The sequence below is a fragment of the Nesterenkonia halobia genome (assembly GCF_039536005.1).
GTDB lineage: Bacteria > Actinomycetota > Actinomycetes > Actinomycetales > Micrococcaceae > Nesterenkonia > Nesterenkonia halobia.
Window position 1 is genome coordinate 121,036 of the sequence record NZ_BAAAYG010000002.1, and the last position, 16,081, is coordinate 137,116.

Genomic DNA, 16,081 nt, shown 5'->3' on the forward strand with positions numbered 1-16,081 from the left:
CCATGGCCCGGAGCTGGGTCCCTCTGCCCGGGGCCGGGCCCGGGGGCCTCAGCCCGGTGTCCGGTCCCTCAGTCCCGTGCCGGGCCGCTCCGCACGTTGAGTGGTCGATTCTGACGGCTCCGGGGCGGCGACACGCCGTCGGAGGCCGCAGAGTGTCGTCAGAAGTGACCACTCAGCGCGGGGCAGGGCCGGGAGGCTCCGCTCAGAGCATGTTGCGGATGCTTCCCCAGACGGCCTCGGCGCCGGTGTGGCCGGAGATGAGCGTCAGGCCGACGGCGGCCAGCGCGGCCAGCACGGTCAGCGCGCCGAGGACTCGGACCGCGGGGGATCCGCGTCGCCGGCGGCCGGCGCGGCGCTGGACCAGGTGCCAGACGACGGCCAGCACCGCGAAGACTGCGCTGGCGATCAGCGTCGGGGTCCCCCAGGGCTCATGGTCGGCGGGCACGCCGACCGTCTCGGCCAGGGCGCGCCCGCTGCGCTCGGCGACCAGCGCGGAGATCGCGCCGACGACGGCGAGGACGGCGCCCACCGGCGCGCAGCTCCGACGCAGCGGCGGCACGAGCACGGCGAGGAGCACCAGCACGGCGGACAGCGGCACCAGGATGACCACGGCGTGGACGATCAGCGGGTGGAGGGGCAGATCCAGGATCATGGGGCTCTCCCTGCGGTGGTGGTCGGAGGGGACGTCGGCCGGGGACGTGCCGACCCTGCGGAGGGCCGTGCCCGGGCGTCTGCGGGTGCTCGCAGACTACCCGGCGGCGAGATGAGGTGTCAGGTGGACGGGGCCGATCTGACGTGGTGCGAAGGACGTCGTCGAGGCGTGCTGCAGATCACGCTCGGAATCGTTCATCTCGATTTTGCGCCGCGCTCATCCATGGGTAGAGTGGAGCATGTCGCCGCGGGGTGGAGCAGTTCGGTAGCTCGCCGGGCTCATAACCCGGAGGTCGCAAGTTCAAATCTTGCCCCCGCAACGAAGAAGGAGGCCCCCGGCCTGGGAGAGATCCCGGGCCGGGGGCCTTCTGCATGTCCGGGGGCGGGGCCAGCCCGCCGACCCGGCCCCAGCAGGTGCCGGGGCGTGGCAGTGCCCTCGCATAGACTCCGGGGACATTCGCACCGAGCAGGCTGGACGAGAACGCAGCCCAGGTTCTCGTCGTGTCCCGCGCCGGCGCCATGAATCCGAGAAGCCATCAGATGAGGGGACCACTATGTCGATCATCCGGCCGCAGCCTGTCCAGGAGGCGCCTGTGCTGTCCTGGCTGCGCGACCATCCGCAGAACCTCGCCGAGGCCCACCGGCAGGCGTCCCAGGGCGCGCAGGGTCCCGTCCAGCGTCTCGCCGCACTGGTCCAGGAGTCCGGCAACCCCGACGACGCCGACGCCGTGCTGATCGTTGTCGACGGCCGGCCCGTGGGCTGCATCGACCGTGAACTGGCCACGACGTGCGCCCCGGCGCTGCGGTCGCTGCGGGCGCAGGGGGTCGACGTCGAAGTTCCCGTGATGCTCCACGGTCCCGGTCAGGCCAGCGTCGGGATCCCGCACCCCGCCTCGCTCGCCGCTCCTCAGCAGGCTCCCTCGGCATCGGTCGCTGGCGCCCCGGCCCCGGTCAACCAGGGCGGGGTCACCGTGGTGAACACCGTGTCCGGCCCGGCGGTCGCCGGCTACGCACCCGGGCCGCCCAAGAGCTTCGCCGCGGCCGTCCTGCTGTCGCTCTTCCTGGGGACCCTCGGCGTGGATCGCTTCTACCTCGGCCATGTGGGACTGGGCGTGGCGAAGCTGCTGCTGAGCTGGATGACGTTCGGCATCTGGCAGCTGATCGACCTCATCGTCATCATCTGCAAGGGCACGCCGGCGCTGCGGGCGATCCGCTGGGAGTAGCGGACCACGAGGTCCGCCGCGGGACGGCTGCCGGCGCCGGAGCTCAGTACGTGCTGTGCGAACTGCGCGAGAGGTTGAATCCCTCGCCGGTGATCTTGTTCCAGCAGGAGAGCTTCGACCGCATCGACTGGCAGGCGAAGTACTCGTTCGCCGTCGTCTGCCCGTAGGCGAGGATCTCCCGGTCGGCCTCCTCCACGGGATCCTCGCAGTCGGGCGCGGCCGTGGTGCGCAGCGTGCTCTGGTAGGTGATCGGGTTCGCCTCGTCGCAGCCCTCCGGCGCGGAGAAGTCGCGCTCGACGATGCTGCAGTGCAGCCGATCGCCCATCTCGCAGCGGACGTTGCCGCTGGGCATCCTGAACGAGGTCAGCTCCGTCGCACCGTCGGCGGGGGCGCCGATCTCGATCCACCCGGTGCCCATGTCCTCGGCCGCTGCGGCGATCCCCGCGGAGGACTGGCCGGTCAGCTGCTGATGCACCTGGGCGCTCTGCAGCGCGCCGCATTCAGCCTGCAGGTCCTCCACGGTGCGCTGCACCAGCTCATCGTCCTCCGTGCTCCAGGAGTCCTCGTCGGCGGCGCGCTCGGCGTAGGCGGTGAACACGTCGACGTCGTCGGTGACGTCCTCGCAGGAGGAGGTCTGCGGCAGCTCGGACACCGCGCTGCGCAGCTCGTCGAGCGTCGGGCCGGTGGGCGAGGGGCTCGGCTCCGGCGAGGTCTCCGACGGCGAGGAGCTCGTCTCGCTCGCGGCGTCCCCGCCCGGCTCGGCCTGCGGGTCGCCGCGGTCGTCGAGCAGCATGATCACCAGCGCGGCGATCGCCACGACGGCGATGATCGGCAGGACGACGGCGAGCAGCACCAGTCCGGCTCGTGAGCGACGACGGCGGGCGCGCTCCTGCAGCGCCGCCGCGCTGATGCCGGTGCCGGCTCCGGCGGTGAGCGTCGAGGCCGGCAGCGCCGGAGCAGGTTCCTCGGCTCCGTCCCCGCCGCCGTCGGCTTCCGGCCCCGGAGATGCCGCGCCCGCGGCCGCTCCGGCCACCCCGGCTGTTCCGGTCGCTCCGGCCGTCTCAGCCGGTTCGGTCGCTCCGGCCGTCTCAGCCGGTTCGGTCGGCTCGGGCGGCGTGGACGGCTCGTCCGTCGCCTGAGTCGGAGCCGATGCCTCGGCAGGGCCCGTCGCCGCCGCGGTGTGCGCCGCCGTCGCCGCTCCGGCCGCCTCCGGCGCGCTGTCGCCGGCGTCGCTGCTCTCAGCGCTCCCCGCGCCCGCGTGCTCGTCGGGGTGCTCATCGGGGTGCTCGTCGTCCCCGGGCTCAGCGCCCGCGTGCTCGTCCGCGTGCTCGTCCGCGTGCTCGCCGTCGGCCTCGGCGTCCCCATGCTCGGCGTCCCCATGCTCGGCGCCCCCGTGCTCGCCGCCCTCGTGCTCGGCGCCCTCCGCGGGCGCGGCCTCGGGGTTGAAACGACGCATCAGCGCCGCGGTGATCGCGGGGTCGTCGAGATCGGCCAGCGCTTCCAGCAGCTCGGGATACGTCGCGGGATTCGCCGCCACGGCGGGGCGCAGCTCAGGGTACTCCTCTGCGATCCAGTGCAGAGTGCCCCACTCGGACTCCGGGTCGGAGGCCAGGCGGCGGACATCGTCGTAGCTGAAGGTCATGGTTCCTCGGAGCCGGGAGGCAGTCGGGGCTCGGGTCGTCGTGGGAGAGCTTACAGCGCCGAACGGCGGCGCGGCACTCCGACCCCGGCCGACGCGCGGGAGGCCGGCGGAACCCGCCCGCGGGACGCCTCGGGTCGGCCCGAGGCGTCCCGCGGCGGATTCAGGCTCCGGCGAGCTGCACGAACAGCGCGTGCAGGCGGTGGTCCTCGGTCAGCTCCGGGTGGAAGCTGGAGGCCATCATCCGCCCCTGGCGCACCGCCACCGGTCGCTCGGCCGCGGAGGCGAGCACCTCGACCTCGGCGCCGGTCGACTCGACGACCGGCGCGCGGATGAACACCGCCGGCAGCGGAGAGTCCAGTCCGACGACGTCGAGGTCGGCGGTGAACGAGTCCAGCTGGCTGCCGTAGCCGTTGCGCCGGGCGACGATGTCCAGGCCGCCGATCCGCTCGAAGCCCTCCAGCGCCGCGGCGTCGGAGACGTCGTCGGCCATCAGGATCATCCCCGCGCAGGTGCCGAAGAGCGCCATGCCGTCGTCGTGGGCGGCGCGGATCTGCGGCAGCAGCCCCGCCGGGGCGGCCAGCCGGGCCATCGTGGTCGACTCCCCGCCGGGGACGACCAGTCCGTCCAGGCCGGCCAGCTCGGCGGGGCGCCGCACGGTGCTCACCTCGGCGCCGACGGCCTGCAGAGCACGGACATGCTCGGCGATGGCCCCCTGCAGCGCCAGGACGCCGATCCGCGGGCTCACCAGCCGCGCTCGGCCAGCCGGTGCGGCTCCGGCAGGTCGGCGACGTTCAGCCCGACCATCGCCTCGCCGAGGCCGCGGGAGACCTCCGTGACCACCGACGGGTCGTCGTAGTGGGTGGTGGCCTGCACGATGGCCTTCGCCCGGCCCGCCGGGTCGCCGGACTTGAAGATGCCCGAGCCGACGAAGACGCCGTCGGCGCCCATCTGCATCATCATCGCCGCGTCGGCGGGCGTGGCCACGCCGCCGGCGACGAAGGTCACCACCGGCAGGCGGCCGTCGGCGGCGACCTGCTTGACCAGGGCGTGGGGAGCCTGCAGCTCCTTGGCCGCGACGTAGAGCTCGTCCTCGGCCATCGAGGTCAGCCGCGCGATCTCGGCGTTGATCGTGCGCAGGTGCTTGACCGCCTCGGAGACGTCGCCGGTGCCGGCCTCGCCCTTCGAACGGATCATCGAGGCGCCCTCGGTGATCCGGCGCAGCGCCTCGCCGAGGTTGCTGGCGCCGCAGACGAAGGGCACCGAGAACTTCGACTTGTCGACGTGGTTGACGTAGTCGGCGGGGGAGAGGACCTCGGACTCGTCGATGTAGTCGACCTTGAGGTGCTCCAGCACCTGGGCCTCGACGAAGTGGCCGATGCGCGCCTTCGCCATCACCGGGATGGAGACGGTGTCGATGATGCCCTGGATCAGGTCCGGATCCGACATCCGTGCCAGTCCTCCGGTGGCGCGGATGTCGGCGGGGACGCGCTCCAGGGCCATGACGGCGACGGCGCCGGCCTCCTCGGCGATCTTCGCCTGATCGGGGGTCACCACGTCCATGATGACGCCGCCCTTGAGCATGTGGGCCAGGCCGGTGTTGACCGTCGTCGCGCCCTGTCCGGGCGACTGGGTGTTCTCAGGGGTCACTGATGGGCTCCTCGATGATGGATGCGGATCACGGATGCGCAGGCATCCATTGAAGCAGAGATCCGCGCGGTTTCGGCGGGATGGGGCCGCAGAACGTCATCCGCCGTCGGGCCGGGAGCGGGGCACGCTCGGGGCACGCTCGGGCAACGCCCGTCGCCCGGCGAGGGTGCGCCGGGTCGAGGGGCGACGGCGGCAGTCGACGCGGCGTCAGCGCCGCTGCTCGGCCTCCAGGGCCGCCAGATCGTCGGCGAGGTCGAGGTCTCCGGAGGTGGTGTCGGCGGCGTCGTCCTGACCGGTGCCCAGCGACTTGGTGTCGCCGCCGCCCTTCAGCGACGCGAGCCGGGCGTCGACCTCCGCCTGCTCGCCGAGGTCCTCGAGGTCCTCGAACTGCGCGTCCAGGCTGGAGGCGGCCAGCTCGGACTGTCCGCGGACCTTGGCCTCCTCCCGGCGGATCTTGTCCTCGAAGCGGCCCACCTCGGAGGTCGAGTCCATGATGTCGATCGACTTCACGGCGTCGTGGACCTGGGACTGCGCCTCGGCGGCGCGGGACCGGGCGACGAGCTCGTCGCGCTTGGAGACCAGCTGCTGGCGCTTGGTCTTCATCTGCTCCAGGCCGTTCTTGAGCTTCTCGACGATCTCCCGCTGCGACTGGATGGTCGGCTCGGCGGTCTTGGCCGAGTTCTCCGCGTCCATCTGCCGCTGGATGGCGACCTTGGCGAGGTTGTCGAACTTCGCGGCGTCCTCGGTGTCGCCCTCCGTGCGGAGGTCGTCGGCCTTGCGCGAGGCGGCGAGCGCCTTCTGGCCCCAGGAGCGCGCGGTCTCCAGGTCCTCCTTGTGGTCGTCCTCCATCATCCGCAGATTGCCGATGGTCTGGGAGATGGCCTCCTCGGCCTCGGCGATGTTGTTGGTGAAGTCCCGGACCATCTGGTCCAGCATCTTCTCGGGGTCTTCGGCGTTGTCGAGCATCGAGTTGATGTTCGCGCGGACGAGCTGGGACATCCGGCCGAAGATGGACTGCTTGGACACGATGATCACCTTTCATGGAGGGGGCGGGACCAGTCTAGTGAGTCCGTGGCCCGCGGCACAGGGGTGTGGACGGGCGGACGGCGGGCGGGACGGGTGCAGGACGGGCAGGGACGTGGCCAGGCCGGGGCCCGGACGGCGTCGGGGTCAGAATCGGCGTCGCCGGCGGCCATGACCGGGAGAGCCGAGGACGCCGCCGAAGCCGCCCGGGGCTCCGTAGTCGCGTCCGCCGCCCATGCCGCCGCCCATGCCGCCGCCCATCCCCATGCCGCCGAAGCCGCCGCCGCCGGTGAGGTTGCCCTCGGCACGCTCCCGTTCGGCGATCTGCGCGGCCTGCACGGCGAGCTGCTTGGCCTGGGTCGCCGACTGCAGGGCCTTGGCCGGCTCGGTGTTCTCCTGCGCCTGAGCCTCGGCGAGGCACCGTTCGGCCTCGGCCATGCGCGTGCGCGCGGTGCTGCCGACCTGTCGGCGGCGCGAGCGCAGGAAGTCCACCGAGGACTGGACCTGGTTGCGGGCGGAGAGCAGCTCGGTCTGCAGCGAGGCGCGCGCCCGGCGGTCCTGCGCCTGACGGTCGCGGACCTCCTCGAGCGGGGCGTCGAGCTCGCGGTGGGCCGTCTCGAGCTGGTCGCGCAGCTCCAGCGGGTCGATCGGGGCCTCGCCGTCGAGCGCGGCGCGCACGCGGCGCACGGCCTGCTCGGTCGCGGCGATCGGACCGGCCAGCTCCGGGGCCTGCCCGGCGTCGAGGATCGCTCGTGCCTGGGCGACGTCCTGCTCGGCGTCGGCGACTTCGCCGTCCAGCCCGCGCCGCGCCTCGGCGAGCCGTCCCGAGGTCGTCTCCATCGAGTCCAGCAGGTCCGCGGCGTCCGAGGCCTCCTCCTCGCCCTCGTGCAGGGCCACCACGGCGTCGGACGCCCGCGAGGCCTCCACCGCTTCGCGGGCGCGCGCCAGCGCCGCCTCGGCCTCGTCGAGCTCCTCTCCGGTGCGTCGCAGATTCGCCACGTACTGCGGGAAGGCCGACGGGTCGTAGTTCTCCCGCAGCTCGGCCAGCTGCTCCTCGGCCGCGGCCCGACGGTCCCGCAGCCGCCCCAGCTGGTCGGCCAGCTGGTCGGCGGCCGGGCCCGGGTCGCGCTCCAGGCTGCGCAGGTCCTCGAATTCGCGGCGATGCTGCTCGAGGGTCTCGTCGATGCGCCGGCAGTTCTCCACGATCTCCTTCAGCGGGCCGCGCAGGGCCGCCTCCCGCGCCTGGTCGAGATCCTCCTGGGAGGGGTCCAGATCGCGCTCGGCATGGTCGGCCTGCTGCTGCAGGCGGAAGGACTCGGTGAGCAGCCGCCGGGCCTCGTCGATGTCCTCGCGGAAGACGGCCACCTGCTCGTCGCCGTAGGAGGCCTGGGCGAAGAGCACCTCCTGCTCCGAGGAGCGGACCGCCTCGTCCGCGCCGACCAGCAGCGACCCGGCCCGGCGGCGCAGCGCATCCAGGTCTTCGGCGTCGAGCGGATCAGTCTGCTGCTGCTCGACCTCGCCGCCGTTCCGCGACCGGTTCGCCGCGGCGATGCGGCGCGACTGCGCCCCGCCGCGCGTCAGGTAGAGGGCGCCGACGCCGATGAGCGCCAGCACTGCGGCGCCGATGATCAGCGGACCGACGATCACGGCACCGACGGGCGGCATCAGGGACATCGCGGCGGCTGGAACCATGTGGTCAGTCTATGGTCCGCCCCCGAGACCGTCCACGGAGATCAGCGCCTGGGCAGGATGCCCGCCGAGACGGGCGGACGGGCCGGCGGCGGGGGCGCTCGCCGGACTGCTGACCGGTCGGCTGGACGGGGGCCTCGCCGAGGTGTTCGCAGGGGGTGAACGCTCGTCGGGGAATCGTTCAGCACATATTCAGCGGGTTATCGTCGTCATCACAGGGTGCCGACGCACAATGCTGGAGGTGCACCCGGGCAGGGCCGTCCGTCGCGACGACCCCGCCCGCTCCGCGGAGGAGGTGCACCGCCCCTCGAGCAGGGTCGTGGCCGATGCGCCCACGACCGCACCAGACTGAAGGCAGGTACACCATGACGTCCGGTCCGTACGATCCGCATTCCGACGACGACCGCACCGGCCCGTCCGGGGCGCAGGGCGAGCAGTCGCCGCAGCCCCGCGAGGAGACGGACGGCCCGGAGCAGGCGCCGTCGACGCCGTCGTCGGGGCCCTCCGGCGACGCTCCCGGCGCCGGGCATGGAGCACCGGATGCAGCTCAGCACGGCGCCCAGTACGGCGCCCAGTACGGCGCCCAGTACGGCGCCCAGCGTGGGGCCGAGTACGGCGCCCAGCACGGGGCCGGGTACGGCGCTGAGCACGGAGCTCAGCACGGCTCTCCCTACGACGCTCCGTACGACGCTCCGTACGACTCTCCGTACGGCTCCTCGTACGGTTCCCCCTACGACTCCTCGTACGGGTCTGCCTACGGCTCCGACCATGGGGGCTCGTCCCCGGACCCGCACGGCTACGGGCAGCGGCCGACGGAGCCGGCGTTCGCCGCTCCGCAGGCCGCCGGCCCGCCGTCGGGCGGTCATGACGACCGCGGGTCCCGCCGTCCGGCGACGGTCGGGCTCGGCGCGCTGGCCGCCGGCGTCGTGGTGGCCAGCCTGCTCGGCGGCGGCGTCGGCGCCGGCACCGTCGCCCTGCTCAGCGATCAGCCCACAGTGCAGACCAGCGGCAGCACCGGAGAGGGCGTGACGATCAACGACCCGGAGAGCGCCACCGCAGTCACCGCCGCGGCGGCGAAGGCCTCGCCGTCGGTGACCACGCTGCAGGTCAGCGCCGGCGGGCAGGGCGGCTCCGGCTCGGGGATCATCCTCGACGACGAAGGCCACATCCTGACCAACACGCACGTGGTCACCCTCGGCGGCGCCGCCTCGGACCCGCAGATCAGCGTGCGGCTGAACGACGGCAGCACCCGCTCGGCGCAGGTCGTCGGCACCGATCCGGCCTCGGACCTGGCCGTCATCAAGGTCGACGACCCCTCGGGGCTGCAGCCCGCCGAGCTGGGCTCCTCGGGCGATCTGAACGTCGGCGACCAGTCGGTGGCCATCGGCGCCCCGCTGGGCCTCTCCGGCACGGTCACCGACGGCATCATCTCGGCCAAGGAGCGGACGATCTCAGTGGCCTCCTCGGCGACCCCGGAGGAGTCGGAGTCTGATGCGCCCCAGCAGCAGGAGCAGGAGCAGCAGGAGGGCGAGGGCTTCGAGTTCTACTTCCCGGACATGGAGGATCGGTCGGCCCAGAGCCAGATCCACCTGAACGTGCTGCAGACCGACGCCGCCATCAACCACGGCAACTCCGGCGGCGCGCTGGTCGACGGCGAGGGCCGGATCATCGGCGTCAACGTCGCCATCGCCTCCGGCGGCGGGGGGAGCACCACCGGCCAGAGCTCCGGCAACATCGGCGTCGGCTTCGCCATCCCGATCGACTACGCCCAGCGCGTGGCCGAGGAGCTCATCGCCGACGGCGAGGTCTCCCACGGGCTGCTCGGCGTGACGGTCGGCCCCTCGCAGGACCAGACCCAGCAGCAGGCCGCGACCGCCGGCGCCACAGTCCAGGAGGTCGCCTCCGAATCGCCGGCCGCGGAGGCCGAGCTGCAGTCCGGCGACGTGATCACCGGCGTCGACGACCGCTCCATCCAGGACAGCACCGACCTGACCGCCACCATCCGGGAGTACCCCGCCGACAGCGACGTGACCATCACCTACCGGCGCGGCGGCGAGGAGCAGCAGGCCGACGTGACCCTGGGAGCGATGTGATCGCCGCATGACGCCGCTGTCCCGCTCCGCCGCCCCCGCCCCGTCGGCCGATGAGCTGGTCGACCCCGACCAGCTCGTCGAGCGTCTCGGCATCTCCCGCGTGCTGGCCGTGGGCGCCCACCCCGACGACGTCGACTTCGGCGCCGCCGCGACCGTCGCCGCCCTGGCCGAGCGCGGCGTCGAGGTCACCCTGTGCCTGCTCACCGCCGGCGACGCCGGCGGCTTCGAGGGCGGGCACGACCCCTCGGAGATGGCCCGGCGCCGGGAGGCCGAGCAGCGCGAGGCCGCCGAGGTGCTGGGGATCTCCGACGTCGTGCTGCTGGACGAGCGCGACGGCTGGGTCGAACCCACGGCCGACCTGGTGGAGAAGCTGGTGCGCGTGATGCGGCAGGTGCGCCCGGACGTGGTCATCTCTCCGCATCCGGAGCGGGCCTGGGACCGGCTGCAGAAGTCGCATCCGGACCACCTGGCCTGCGGCGAGGCGGTGGTCCGCGCCAGCTACCCGGCGGTGGAGAACCCCTTCGCCTTCCCGCATCTGCGCGAGGACGAGGGACTGGAGGCCTTCCGGATCGCCCATCTGCTGCTGATGGCCGCTCCGCAGGAGCGCATCGATGCGCGGGTGGAGGTCACCGCGCAGCTGCCGACGAAGCTCGCCGCGCTGCGCAAGCACTTCAGCCAGCACCCCGACCCGGGGCAGATGGAGGAGCGGGTGGCCGACCAGATGCGCGCCGCCCATCCGGCGGGGCCCTCCGGCGCGCTCGCCGAGGGCTTCCACCACGTGGTGATCAACGGCCCGGACACCTTCGCCGGGTTCTGAGTTCGTCGAGTTCTGAGTTCGCCGGATGCTGAGCTCGCCGGCTCTCGAGCCGCCGTCCGGCCGGCGGGCGCGTCGTGCCCGCCGGATCACTCCTCGCCGGATCACTCCCCGTCGGCGGAGTCGCCCGGCGAGTCGTCGCCGGAGCTGTCCTCGCCGGGCGACTGAGCCGTGTCCGGTCCGCCGTAGCTCGGCCCCGAGGCCCCGTCCTGCAGCGGGATCTCGACGACGACGTCGCCGGCCGGACGCTCGCGGCCGGTGACCTCCTCCGCCGTGACCACCAGGGAACGGTGCTCGGCGAGGTCGCTGATCTCGATGATCTCCTCGTCGAGCTCCTCGGCGGTGTAGCTGCCCAGCGAGGACGGCTGCCCCTGGGCGTCGGCGGGCATCAGCCACACCATGTAGGCCGCGCCGTCGGGCGTGCCGACCTCGGAGAAGTCCGCGTAGCCGAGGTCCTCGGACTCGGCCAGCACCGCCGTCGCGGTCCCGCCCTGCGCCAGCTCCAGGTCCTCGAGCCGCTCGGCGTCGGGGGCCTCGTCGGCGATCTGCCGGACGTCTCCGCCGGCGACGACGCGCCAGATGAGCACGCCGGCGACGATCACGACCAGCGCGAGGGCGGCGAGGACCATCCACCGCTTCATCAGCGGCTCGCGGCGACCCTCCTCCTCGGTCCCCTCGGAGAACTCCTCGACCATGCCCATGCCGACCTCCTGATCGCCCAGGTCCAGCAGCACCTCCTCGATGAGGTGCGACGGCGGACGCACCGGGTGGACGGTGAAGACCTCCGCCAGCGAGCGGCGGGCGGCGAGCACGCGCGTGTCCCATTCCTGGGCGACGTCGGACGCGGCGGTCAGCGCCGACTCGTCGAGCAGGGCGCGCTGGCGCTCGTCGATGGCGTCCAGCGCGTAGACCTCGGCGAGCTCGACCAGCAGGCCCTTCTCGAGATCGGCGGAGATCTCCCGGGTGAAGTTCCGGTTGATCCCGGAGGACCGGAGCACGTCCCGACGGGTCACCGCCGCCCGCAGGACCGGGTCGACCTGCTCCTCGCGGGCGGTGCGCCGGCTGTGCACCCGGGTCATGCCGTCGCGCAGCCGCGACTTCACCGCCGGGACCGCCGCGCCGACGGCCTCGGCGATCTCCAGATGCGTGGCCCCGACCAGGTAGCTCAGCGCGATGGCCTGGATCTGTGAGTCGGAGAGCGCCGAGAGGTCGTCGACGACCTCCTCGGGCAGGCCGCTGATGCCGCCCTCCTCGGCGACGACCTGCAGCCGGATCGGCGTCGCCTGCCCCTCGCGGAACCGCTCGACCATGATGCGGTGCGCCAGCGGCACCAGCCACTCCAGCACCTGCTCGTACTCGTCGGGCCGGTAGCTGGCCTCGGCGTCGGCGTGCTCGTCGGTCAGCGACTGCGAGGCCGCCGTCTGCAGCCGCAGGTCGCGGGCGCGTTCGCCGGCCTGGTCCCAGAGGTGGCGGTAGACCGCCACCGTCGCGGTGTCCGCGCCGTCGGAGTCCTCGTGCATCAGCATCGCCAGTCCGTGCACGACGTCGGCGGTGGCGTCGTAGAAGGCCGCGAAGGAGGCCTGGTCGCCGGCCGCGGTGGCGCCGAGCATGTCGGCCAGCGACGGCTCCCCGTCGGTCGCGGACTCCGCCGCCGGGGAGCCGGGGGAGCTCGCGGGGTCGTGGACCGAGCGGTCGTCGGCGTCGTCCCGGCCGCGGTCGTCAGGACGTGAGGAAGGGGTCTCCATGATTCGCGAGTCTAGCGACCCGCGCCGGCGCCTGCGGGGACCGACGCGGACCGCGGCGGACCTCAGGAGGCGCCGTCGAAGCCCTGCTGCCGCCAGGCCTCGTAGACGGCGACGGAGACCGAGTTCGCCAGGTTCAGCGAGCGGCGGGAGGGCAGCATCGGGATGCGCACCAGGTCGGTGACGCGGGGATCGGCTTTGACCTCGTCGTCCAGTCCCGTGGACTCGCGGCCGAAGAGCAGCACGTCGCCGTCGCGGTAGTCGATCGCGGTGTGACTCGTGGAGCCCTCTCCGGTGAAGGCGAAGAGCCGCTCGGGGCGCAGCCGCTGCAGGGCGGTCTCCAGGTCCGGGTGCACGGTCAGCACCGCCAGATCGTGGTAGTCGAGCCCGGCGCGCTTGAGCTTGGCATCGGCGAAGTCGAAGCCCAGCGGCTCGGCCAGATGCAGCTCGGCGCCGGTGACCGCCGCCAGGCGGATCATGTTGCCGGTGTTGCCGGGGATCTCGGGCTGGTCGACCAGCACCCGCAGGCGGGGGCGGCCCATCGGGGAGTCGGCGGAGGCGGCGACGACGGAGGCGGCGTCAGGGGCATCGGAGGTCTCAGGCACGCCCACGATCCTAGCGACTCGGAGCGGGCGGACGCGCCTCAGCCGGTCACCGGCGACGCCAGCTGGCCGCGCAGCACGGACAGCAGAGCACGGTCGACGACGTTCGCCCGGGAGGAGATCGCCAGCTGGCCGGTGATCGCCCGCACCGCCCGGCCGGCGGCCAGCGGGGCGCGACCGCCGGGCCGCAGGGTCTCCACGACCGGGGAGAGCAGTCCGCCGTCGGGCGAGTGCAGGATCACCTGGTGGCCGACGGTCAGCTCCGCACGCCGACCATGCTCGTCGGCGAGTCGGCGGAAGAGCGTCTCCTGCAGCTGGGCGGCCTGGCCGGCGAGGTCCGGCAGCGTGATGGCCCGCCCGGCCGCGCGCAGCGTGGCCCCGTCCCAGGAGGCGACCGACGCCGGCACCTCCAGGGAGAAGACCACCACCATCGCGTCGCCGCAGACCAGCACGTGCTCGGCGCGCTCGCCCTGTTTCGGCGGCCGGGCGCGGCCTCTGCGGTCCGGCCGGGGCGGCAGCAGATGGACGTCGTTGAACAGCCGCGCCGCCGGCAGCTCGGCCAGCACCTGGCGTTCCAGCAGCTCGACGGTGCGGCGACGACGGCGCAGCGCCCGGCCGCCGCCGAAGAGCCCGCGGGAGGCGAACTCGCCGTGGACCTTCTGGCTGGTCAGCGGCAGCGAGAGCGGCTGCGGAGAGGACAGCTCCGGCTCGTAGACCACCGCCCGGTGCGCCGCGCCCGAGGGGGCCGTCCGCTCGGCTCCGCGGGCGGCGCCGGCGGCCGTCGGCGCCGTCCAGGACGGGGTCTCGTCGGCCGGTTCGGCGCCGCCGGCCCGGCCGCGGCGCCGGTCATAGTCCGCCCGGGCCTCGGCCGTGCCGAGGATCTCCCAGGCGTGCTGGACGCGCTGGAACTGCTCGTCGGTGCCGCCGCGGTCCGGATGGGCCTCCCGGGCGCGCCGCCGGTAGGCGGTGCGGATGGCCGCGGGGTCGGCGTCGGGCGCGACGCCGAGCACCGCGTAGAGGTCGGAATCGGGGGAGGGGGAGCTCATCTCCCGTTCACGATAGCGTCTCCGCCCGTAGAATCGGTGGCACGATGACGACGACCTCCCGGTACTTCGACCATGCCGCGACCACGCCGATGAAGCCGGCGGCGCTGGAGGCGCTCACCGCGGCGCTGACCGAGGCGGCGCCGCGGCTGGCCAACCCCTCCTCGCTGCACGGCTCGGGGCGTCGCGCCCGGCTGGCGGTGGACTCCGCCCGGGCGCGGCTGGCCGCCGCACTGGGCGCCGACGCCTCCGAGGTCATCCTCACCTCAGGAGGGACGGAGGCCGACAACCTGGCGCTGAAGGGGCTGTACTGGCATCGCCGGGACCAGGACCCCCGGCGGAGGCGCATCCTGCTCACCGGCATCGAGCACCATGCCGTGCTGGACACCGCCGAGTGGCTGGAGGCCCATGAGGGCGCCCAGCTGGTGTTCGCCCCCGTCGACGCCGCGGGGATCGTCGACGTCGGGGCCTTCGCCGCGCAGCTGGCCGAGGCGCCGGAGTCGATCGCGCTGGCCACGCTGATGTGGGCGAACAACGAGATCGGCGCGATCCAGCCGGTGGCCGAGATCGCCGCGCGCTGCGCCGAGCACGGCGTGCCGCTGCACACCGACGCCGTCCAGGCCTTCGGCTCCGAGCCCGTCGGCGCCGCGCCGGTGGACTTCGCCGCCAGCGGGGCGGCGACGCTGGCGGTCAGCGCGCACAAGATCGGCGGGCCGGTCGGCGTCGGCGCGCTGCTGGTCCGCCGCGACGTCGCGCTGACCCCGGTGCTGCACGGCGGCGGACAGGAGCGCGACATCCGCTCCGGGACCCTCGACGTCGCCGGACTGAGCGCCTTCGCCGCCGTCGCCGAGGAGACGGTGGGCACCCGTGCGGAGGAGACCCGACGGGTCGCCGGGCTGCGCGACCGGCTGCTGGAGGCCGTCGAGGGCCTCGACGGAGTGCAGCTGCGCGGGCCGGACCCGCGATCCCGCCCGGAGCGGCGGCTGGCGAACAACCTGCACCTCACCGTCGACGGCGCCGAAGGGGACTCGCTGCTGTTCATGCTGGACATGGCCGGCTTCGACACCGCCACCGGCTCGGCCTGCACCGCGGGAGTGCCGCGCCCCTCGCACGTGCTGCTGGCGATGGGGCTGGGCGAGGACGTCGCCCGCGGCGCCCAGCGCTTCACCCTGGGGCACACCACCACGGAGGACGACGTCGAGGCGCTGATCGCCGCGCTGCCGGAGATCGTCTCCCGCGCCCGGGCGGCGGGGATGGCCGGCGACCGGCGCTGAGCGGGGCCGGCGGGCGCCCCTGCCCGCCTCCGCCAGCCCCGCCAGGCGTCACGCCCTCGACCTGTTGTCACGTCCGGACAGGGGCGTGACAACTCGGTCAGGACGTGACACCTGGGTCAGGGCCCCGGGCCGAGCCGCGCAGCTCCGAGCGGAGCGGGTCAGCACGGGCCACCACGGGCCAGTGTGGGGAAGTGCGGGTCAGAGCGGGTCGAGCCGCGCCTTCAGCAGGCAGAACTCGTTGCCCTCCGGGTCGGACAGCACATGCCACGGCTCGGCTCCGGTCTGGCCGACGTCGGCCCGCCGCGCGCCGAGGGCCAGCAGGCGGTCGAGCTCGGCGTCATAGTCCCGATCGGTGGCGTTGACGTCGATATGCAGCCGCGGCTTGCCCGGCTGCGGAGCGGCGTGGCGACTGAGGATGATCGTCGGCTGCGGCCCGCCGAAACCGTCCCGCGGGCCGATCTCCAGGCTGCCGTCCCCCTCGTCACCTAGCACGACGAAGTCCAGCGCCTCGCACCAGAACTCCGCGAGCCGCGCAGGGTCGGCGCATTCGAGCACGAGTTCGCTGATCCGGCATGCCATGGTCCATCACCTGCTCACGGAGTCGGGGTCCGGGCACGCCGCGGCGCATCCGGAGGCGA

At 73.6% G+C, this 16,081-nt stretch carries 14 protein-coding genes and 1 tRNA gene; 5 read left to right on the forward strand and 10 right to left on the reverse strand.

The features are described 5' to 3' along the window. Positions 1-202: 202 nt before the first annotated feature. Complete coding sequence (locus tag ABD652_RS01310) at positions 203-652, reverse strand: DUF2231 domain-containing protein (protein WP_344717397.1); 450 nt, start codon at positions 650-652, stop codon at positions 203-205. Between the two features lie 245 nt (positions 653-897). Here ABD652_RS01310 and ABD652_RS01315 point away from each other — a divergent pair. Both ABD652_RS01315 and ABD652_RS01320 read left to right on the forward strand, forming a co-directional pair. Further along, positions 898-971: transfer RNA gene (locus ABD652_RS01315), tRNA-Met, on the forward strand. A 234-nt stretch (positions 972-1,205) separates the two neighbouring features. Next, positions 1,206-1,874 (forward strand): TM2 domain-containing protein, encoded by a 669-nt coding sequence (locus tag ABD652_RS01320; RefSeq protein ID WP_344717398.1) that lies wholly within the window; start codon positions 1,206-1,208, stop codon positions 1,872-1,874. A 43-nt stretch (positions 1,875-1,917) separates the two neighbouring features. Here ABD652_RS01320 and ABD652_RS01325 read toward each other — a convergent pair whose 3' ends face one another. From ABD652_RS01325 to ABD652_RS01345, 5 genes are all read right to left on the reverse strand, one after another. Then, entirely contained in the window at positions 1,918-3,516 is a 1,599-nt protein-coding gene (locus ABD652_RS01325; RefSeq protein ID WP_344717399.1) for a variant leucine-rich repeat-containing protein, read from the reverse strand. Between the two features lie 160 nt (positions 3,517-3,676). After that, a complete protein-coding gene (gene pdxT, locus ABD652_RS01330; protein WP_344717401.1) occupies positions 3,677-4,261 on the reverse strand; it encodes a pyridoxal 5'-phosphate synthase glutaminase subunit PdxT in 585 nt (194 codons plus the stop codon). Continuing rightward, positions 4,258-5,163, reverse strand: coding sequence for a pyridoxal 5'-phosphate synthase lyase subunit PdxS (gene pdxS, locus ABD652_RS01335; protein WP_153143436.1), 906 nt, complete (start codon positions 5,161-5,163; stop codon positions 4,258-4,260). The genes pdxT and pdxS overlap by 4 nt, the downstream gene beginning before the upstream one ends. Before the next feature lie 207 nt (positions 5,164-5,370). After that, on the reverse strand, positions 5,371-6,189 hold the full coding sequence (locus tag ABD652_RS01340; protein WP_344717402.1) for a PspA/IM30 family protein: 819 nt from the start codon (positions 6,187-6,189) through the stop codon (positions 5,371-5,373). Between the two features lie 144 nt (positions 6,190-6,333). After that, positions 6,334-7,878 carry a hypothetical protein gene (locus tag ABD652_RS01345; protein ID WP_344717403.1) on the reverse strand — a complete coding sequence of 515 codons (1,545 nt, stop codon included), beginning with the start codon at positions 7,876-7,878 and terminating at the stop codon, positions 6,334-6,336. 362 nt (positions 7,879-8,240) lie between these two features. Here ABD652_RS01345 and ABD652_RS01350 point away from each other — a divergent pair, with 362 nt between their 5' ends. Both ABD652_RS01350 and ABD652_RS01355 read left to right on the forward strand, forming a co-directional pair. Continuing rightward, entirely contained in the window at positions 8,241-9,968 is a 1,728-nt protein-coding gene (locus ABD652_RS01350; protein ID WP_344717404.1) for a trypsin-like peptidase domain-containing protein, read from the forward strand. A gap of 7 nt (positions 9,969-9,975) precedes the next feature. Beyond that, positions 9,976-10,785, forward strand: coding sequence for a PIG-L deacetylase family protein (locus ABD652_RS01355; RefSeq protein ID WP_344717405.1), 810 nt, complete (start codon positions 9,976-9,978; stop codon positions 10,783-10,785). Positions 10,786-10,886: 101 nt separating this feature from the next. Here the strand turns inward: ABD652_RS01355 and ABD652_RS01360 are convergent, their stop codons facing one another. The 3 genes from ABD652_RS01360 to ABD652_RS01370 form a co-directional block, all read right to left on the reverse strand. Then, complete coding sequence (locus ABD652_RS01360) at positions 10,887-12,527, reverse strand: anti-sigma factor domain-containing protein (protein ID WP_344717406.1); 1,641 nt, start codon at positions 12,525-12,527, stop codon at positions 10,887-10,889. Between the two features lie 62 nt (positions 12,528-12,589). After that, entirely contained in the window at positions 12,590-13,066 is a 477-nt protein-coding gene (locus ABD652_RS01365) for a tRNA (cytidine(34)-2'-O)-methyltransferase (protein ID WP_344717927.1), read from the reverse strand. 101 nt (positions 13,067-13,167) lie between these two features. Then, complete coding sequence (locus ABD652_RS01370; protein WP_344717407.1) at positions 13,168-14,172, reverse strand: J domain-containing protein; 1,005 nt, start codon at positions 14,170-14,172, stop codon at positions 13,168-13,170. A 44-nt stretch (positions 14,173-14,216) separates the two neighbouring features. Between ABD652_RS01370 and ABD652_RS01375 the strand changes: the two genes are divergently transcribed. Next, entirely contained in the window at positions 14,217-15,443 is a 1,227-nt protein-coding gene (locus tag ABD652_RS01375; protein ID WP_344717408.1) for a cysteine desulfurase family protein, read from the forward strand. A 198-nt stretch (positions 15,444-15,641) separates the two neighbouring features. Here ABD652_RS01375 and ABD652_RS01380 read toward each other — a convergent pair whose 3' ends face one another. Continuing rightward, entirely contained in the window at positions 15,642-16,022 is a 381-nt protein-coding gene (locus ABD652_RS01380; RefSeq protein ID WP_344717409.1) for a VOC family protein, read from the reverse strand. Positions 16,023-16,081 lie beyond the last annotated feature (59 nt).

Excerpts from the sequence above, each read along its gene's own strand:
- ABD652_RS01345 (WP_344717403.1), bottom strand. The coding sequence starts at position 7,878 with ATGGTTCCAGCCGCCGCGATGTCCCTGATGCCGCCCGTCGGTGCCGTG.
- ABD652_RS01325 (WP_344717399.1), bottom strand. The coding sequence starts at position 3,516 with ATGACCTTCAGCTACGACGATGTCCGCCGCCTGGCCTCCGACCCGGAG.
- ABD652_RS01365 (WP_344717927.1), bottom strand. The coding sequence starts at position 13,066 with ATGGGCCGCCCCCGCCTGCGGGTGCTGGTCGACCAGCCCGAGATCCCC.
- ABD652_RS01380 (WP_344717409.1), bottom strand. The coding sequence starts at position 16,022 with ATGGCATGCCGGATCAGCGAACTCGTGCTCGAATGCGCCGACCCTGCG.
- ABD652_RS01375 (WP_344717408.1), top strand. The coding sequence starts at position 14,217 with ATGACGACGACCTCCCGGTACTTCGACCATGCCGCGACCACGCCGATG.
- ABD652_RS01370 (WP_344717407.1), bottom strand. The coding sequence starts at position 14,172 with ATGAGCTCCCCCTCCCCCGATTCCGACCTCTACGCGGTGCTCGGCGTC.
- ABD652_RS01350 (WP_344717404.1), top strand. The coding sequence starts at position 8,241 with ATGACGTCCGGTCCGTACGATCCGCATTCCGACGACGACCGCACCGGC.
- ABD652_RS01310 (WP_344717397.1), bottom strand. The coding sequence starts at position 652 with ATGATCCTGGATCTGCCCCTCCACCCGCTGATCGTCCACGCCGTGGTC.
- ABD652_RS01355 (WP_344717405.1), top strand. The coding sequence starts at position 9,976 with ATGACGCCGCTGTCCCGCTCCGCCGCCCCCGCCCCGTCGGCCGATGAG.
- ABD652_RS01320 (WP_344717398.1), top strand. The coding sequence starts at position 1,206 with ATGTCGATCATCCGGCCGCAGCCTGTCCAGGAGGCGCCTGTGCTGTCC.
- ABD652_RS01360 (WP_344717406.1), bottom strand. The coding sequence starts at position 12,527 with ATGGAGACCCCTTCCTCACGTCCTGACGACCGCGGCCGGGACGACGCC.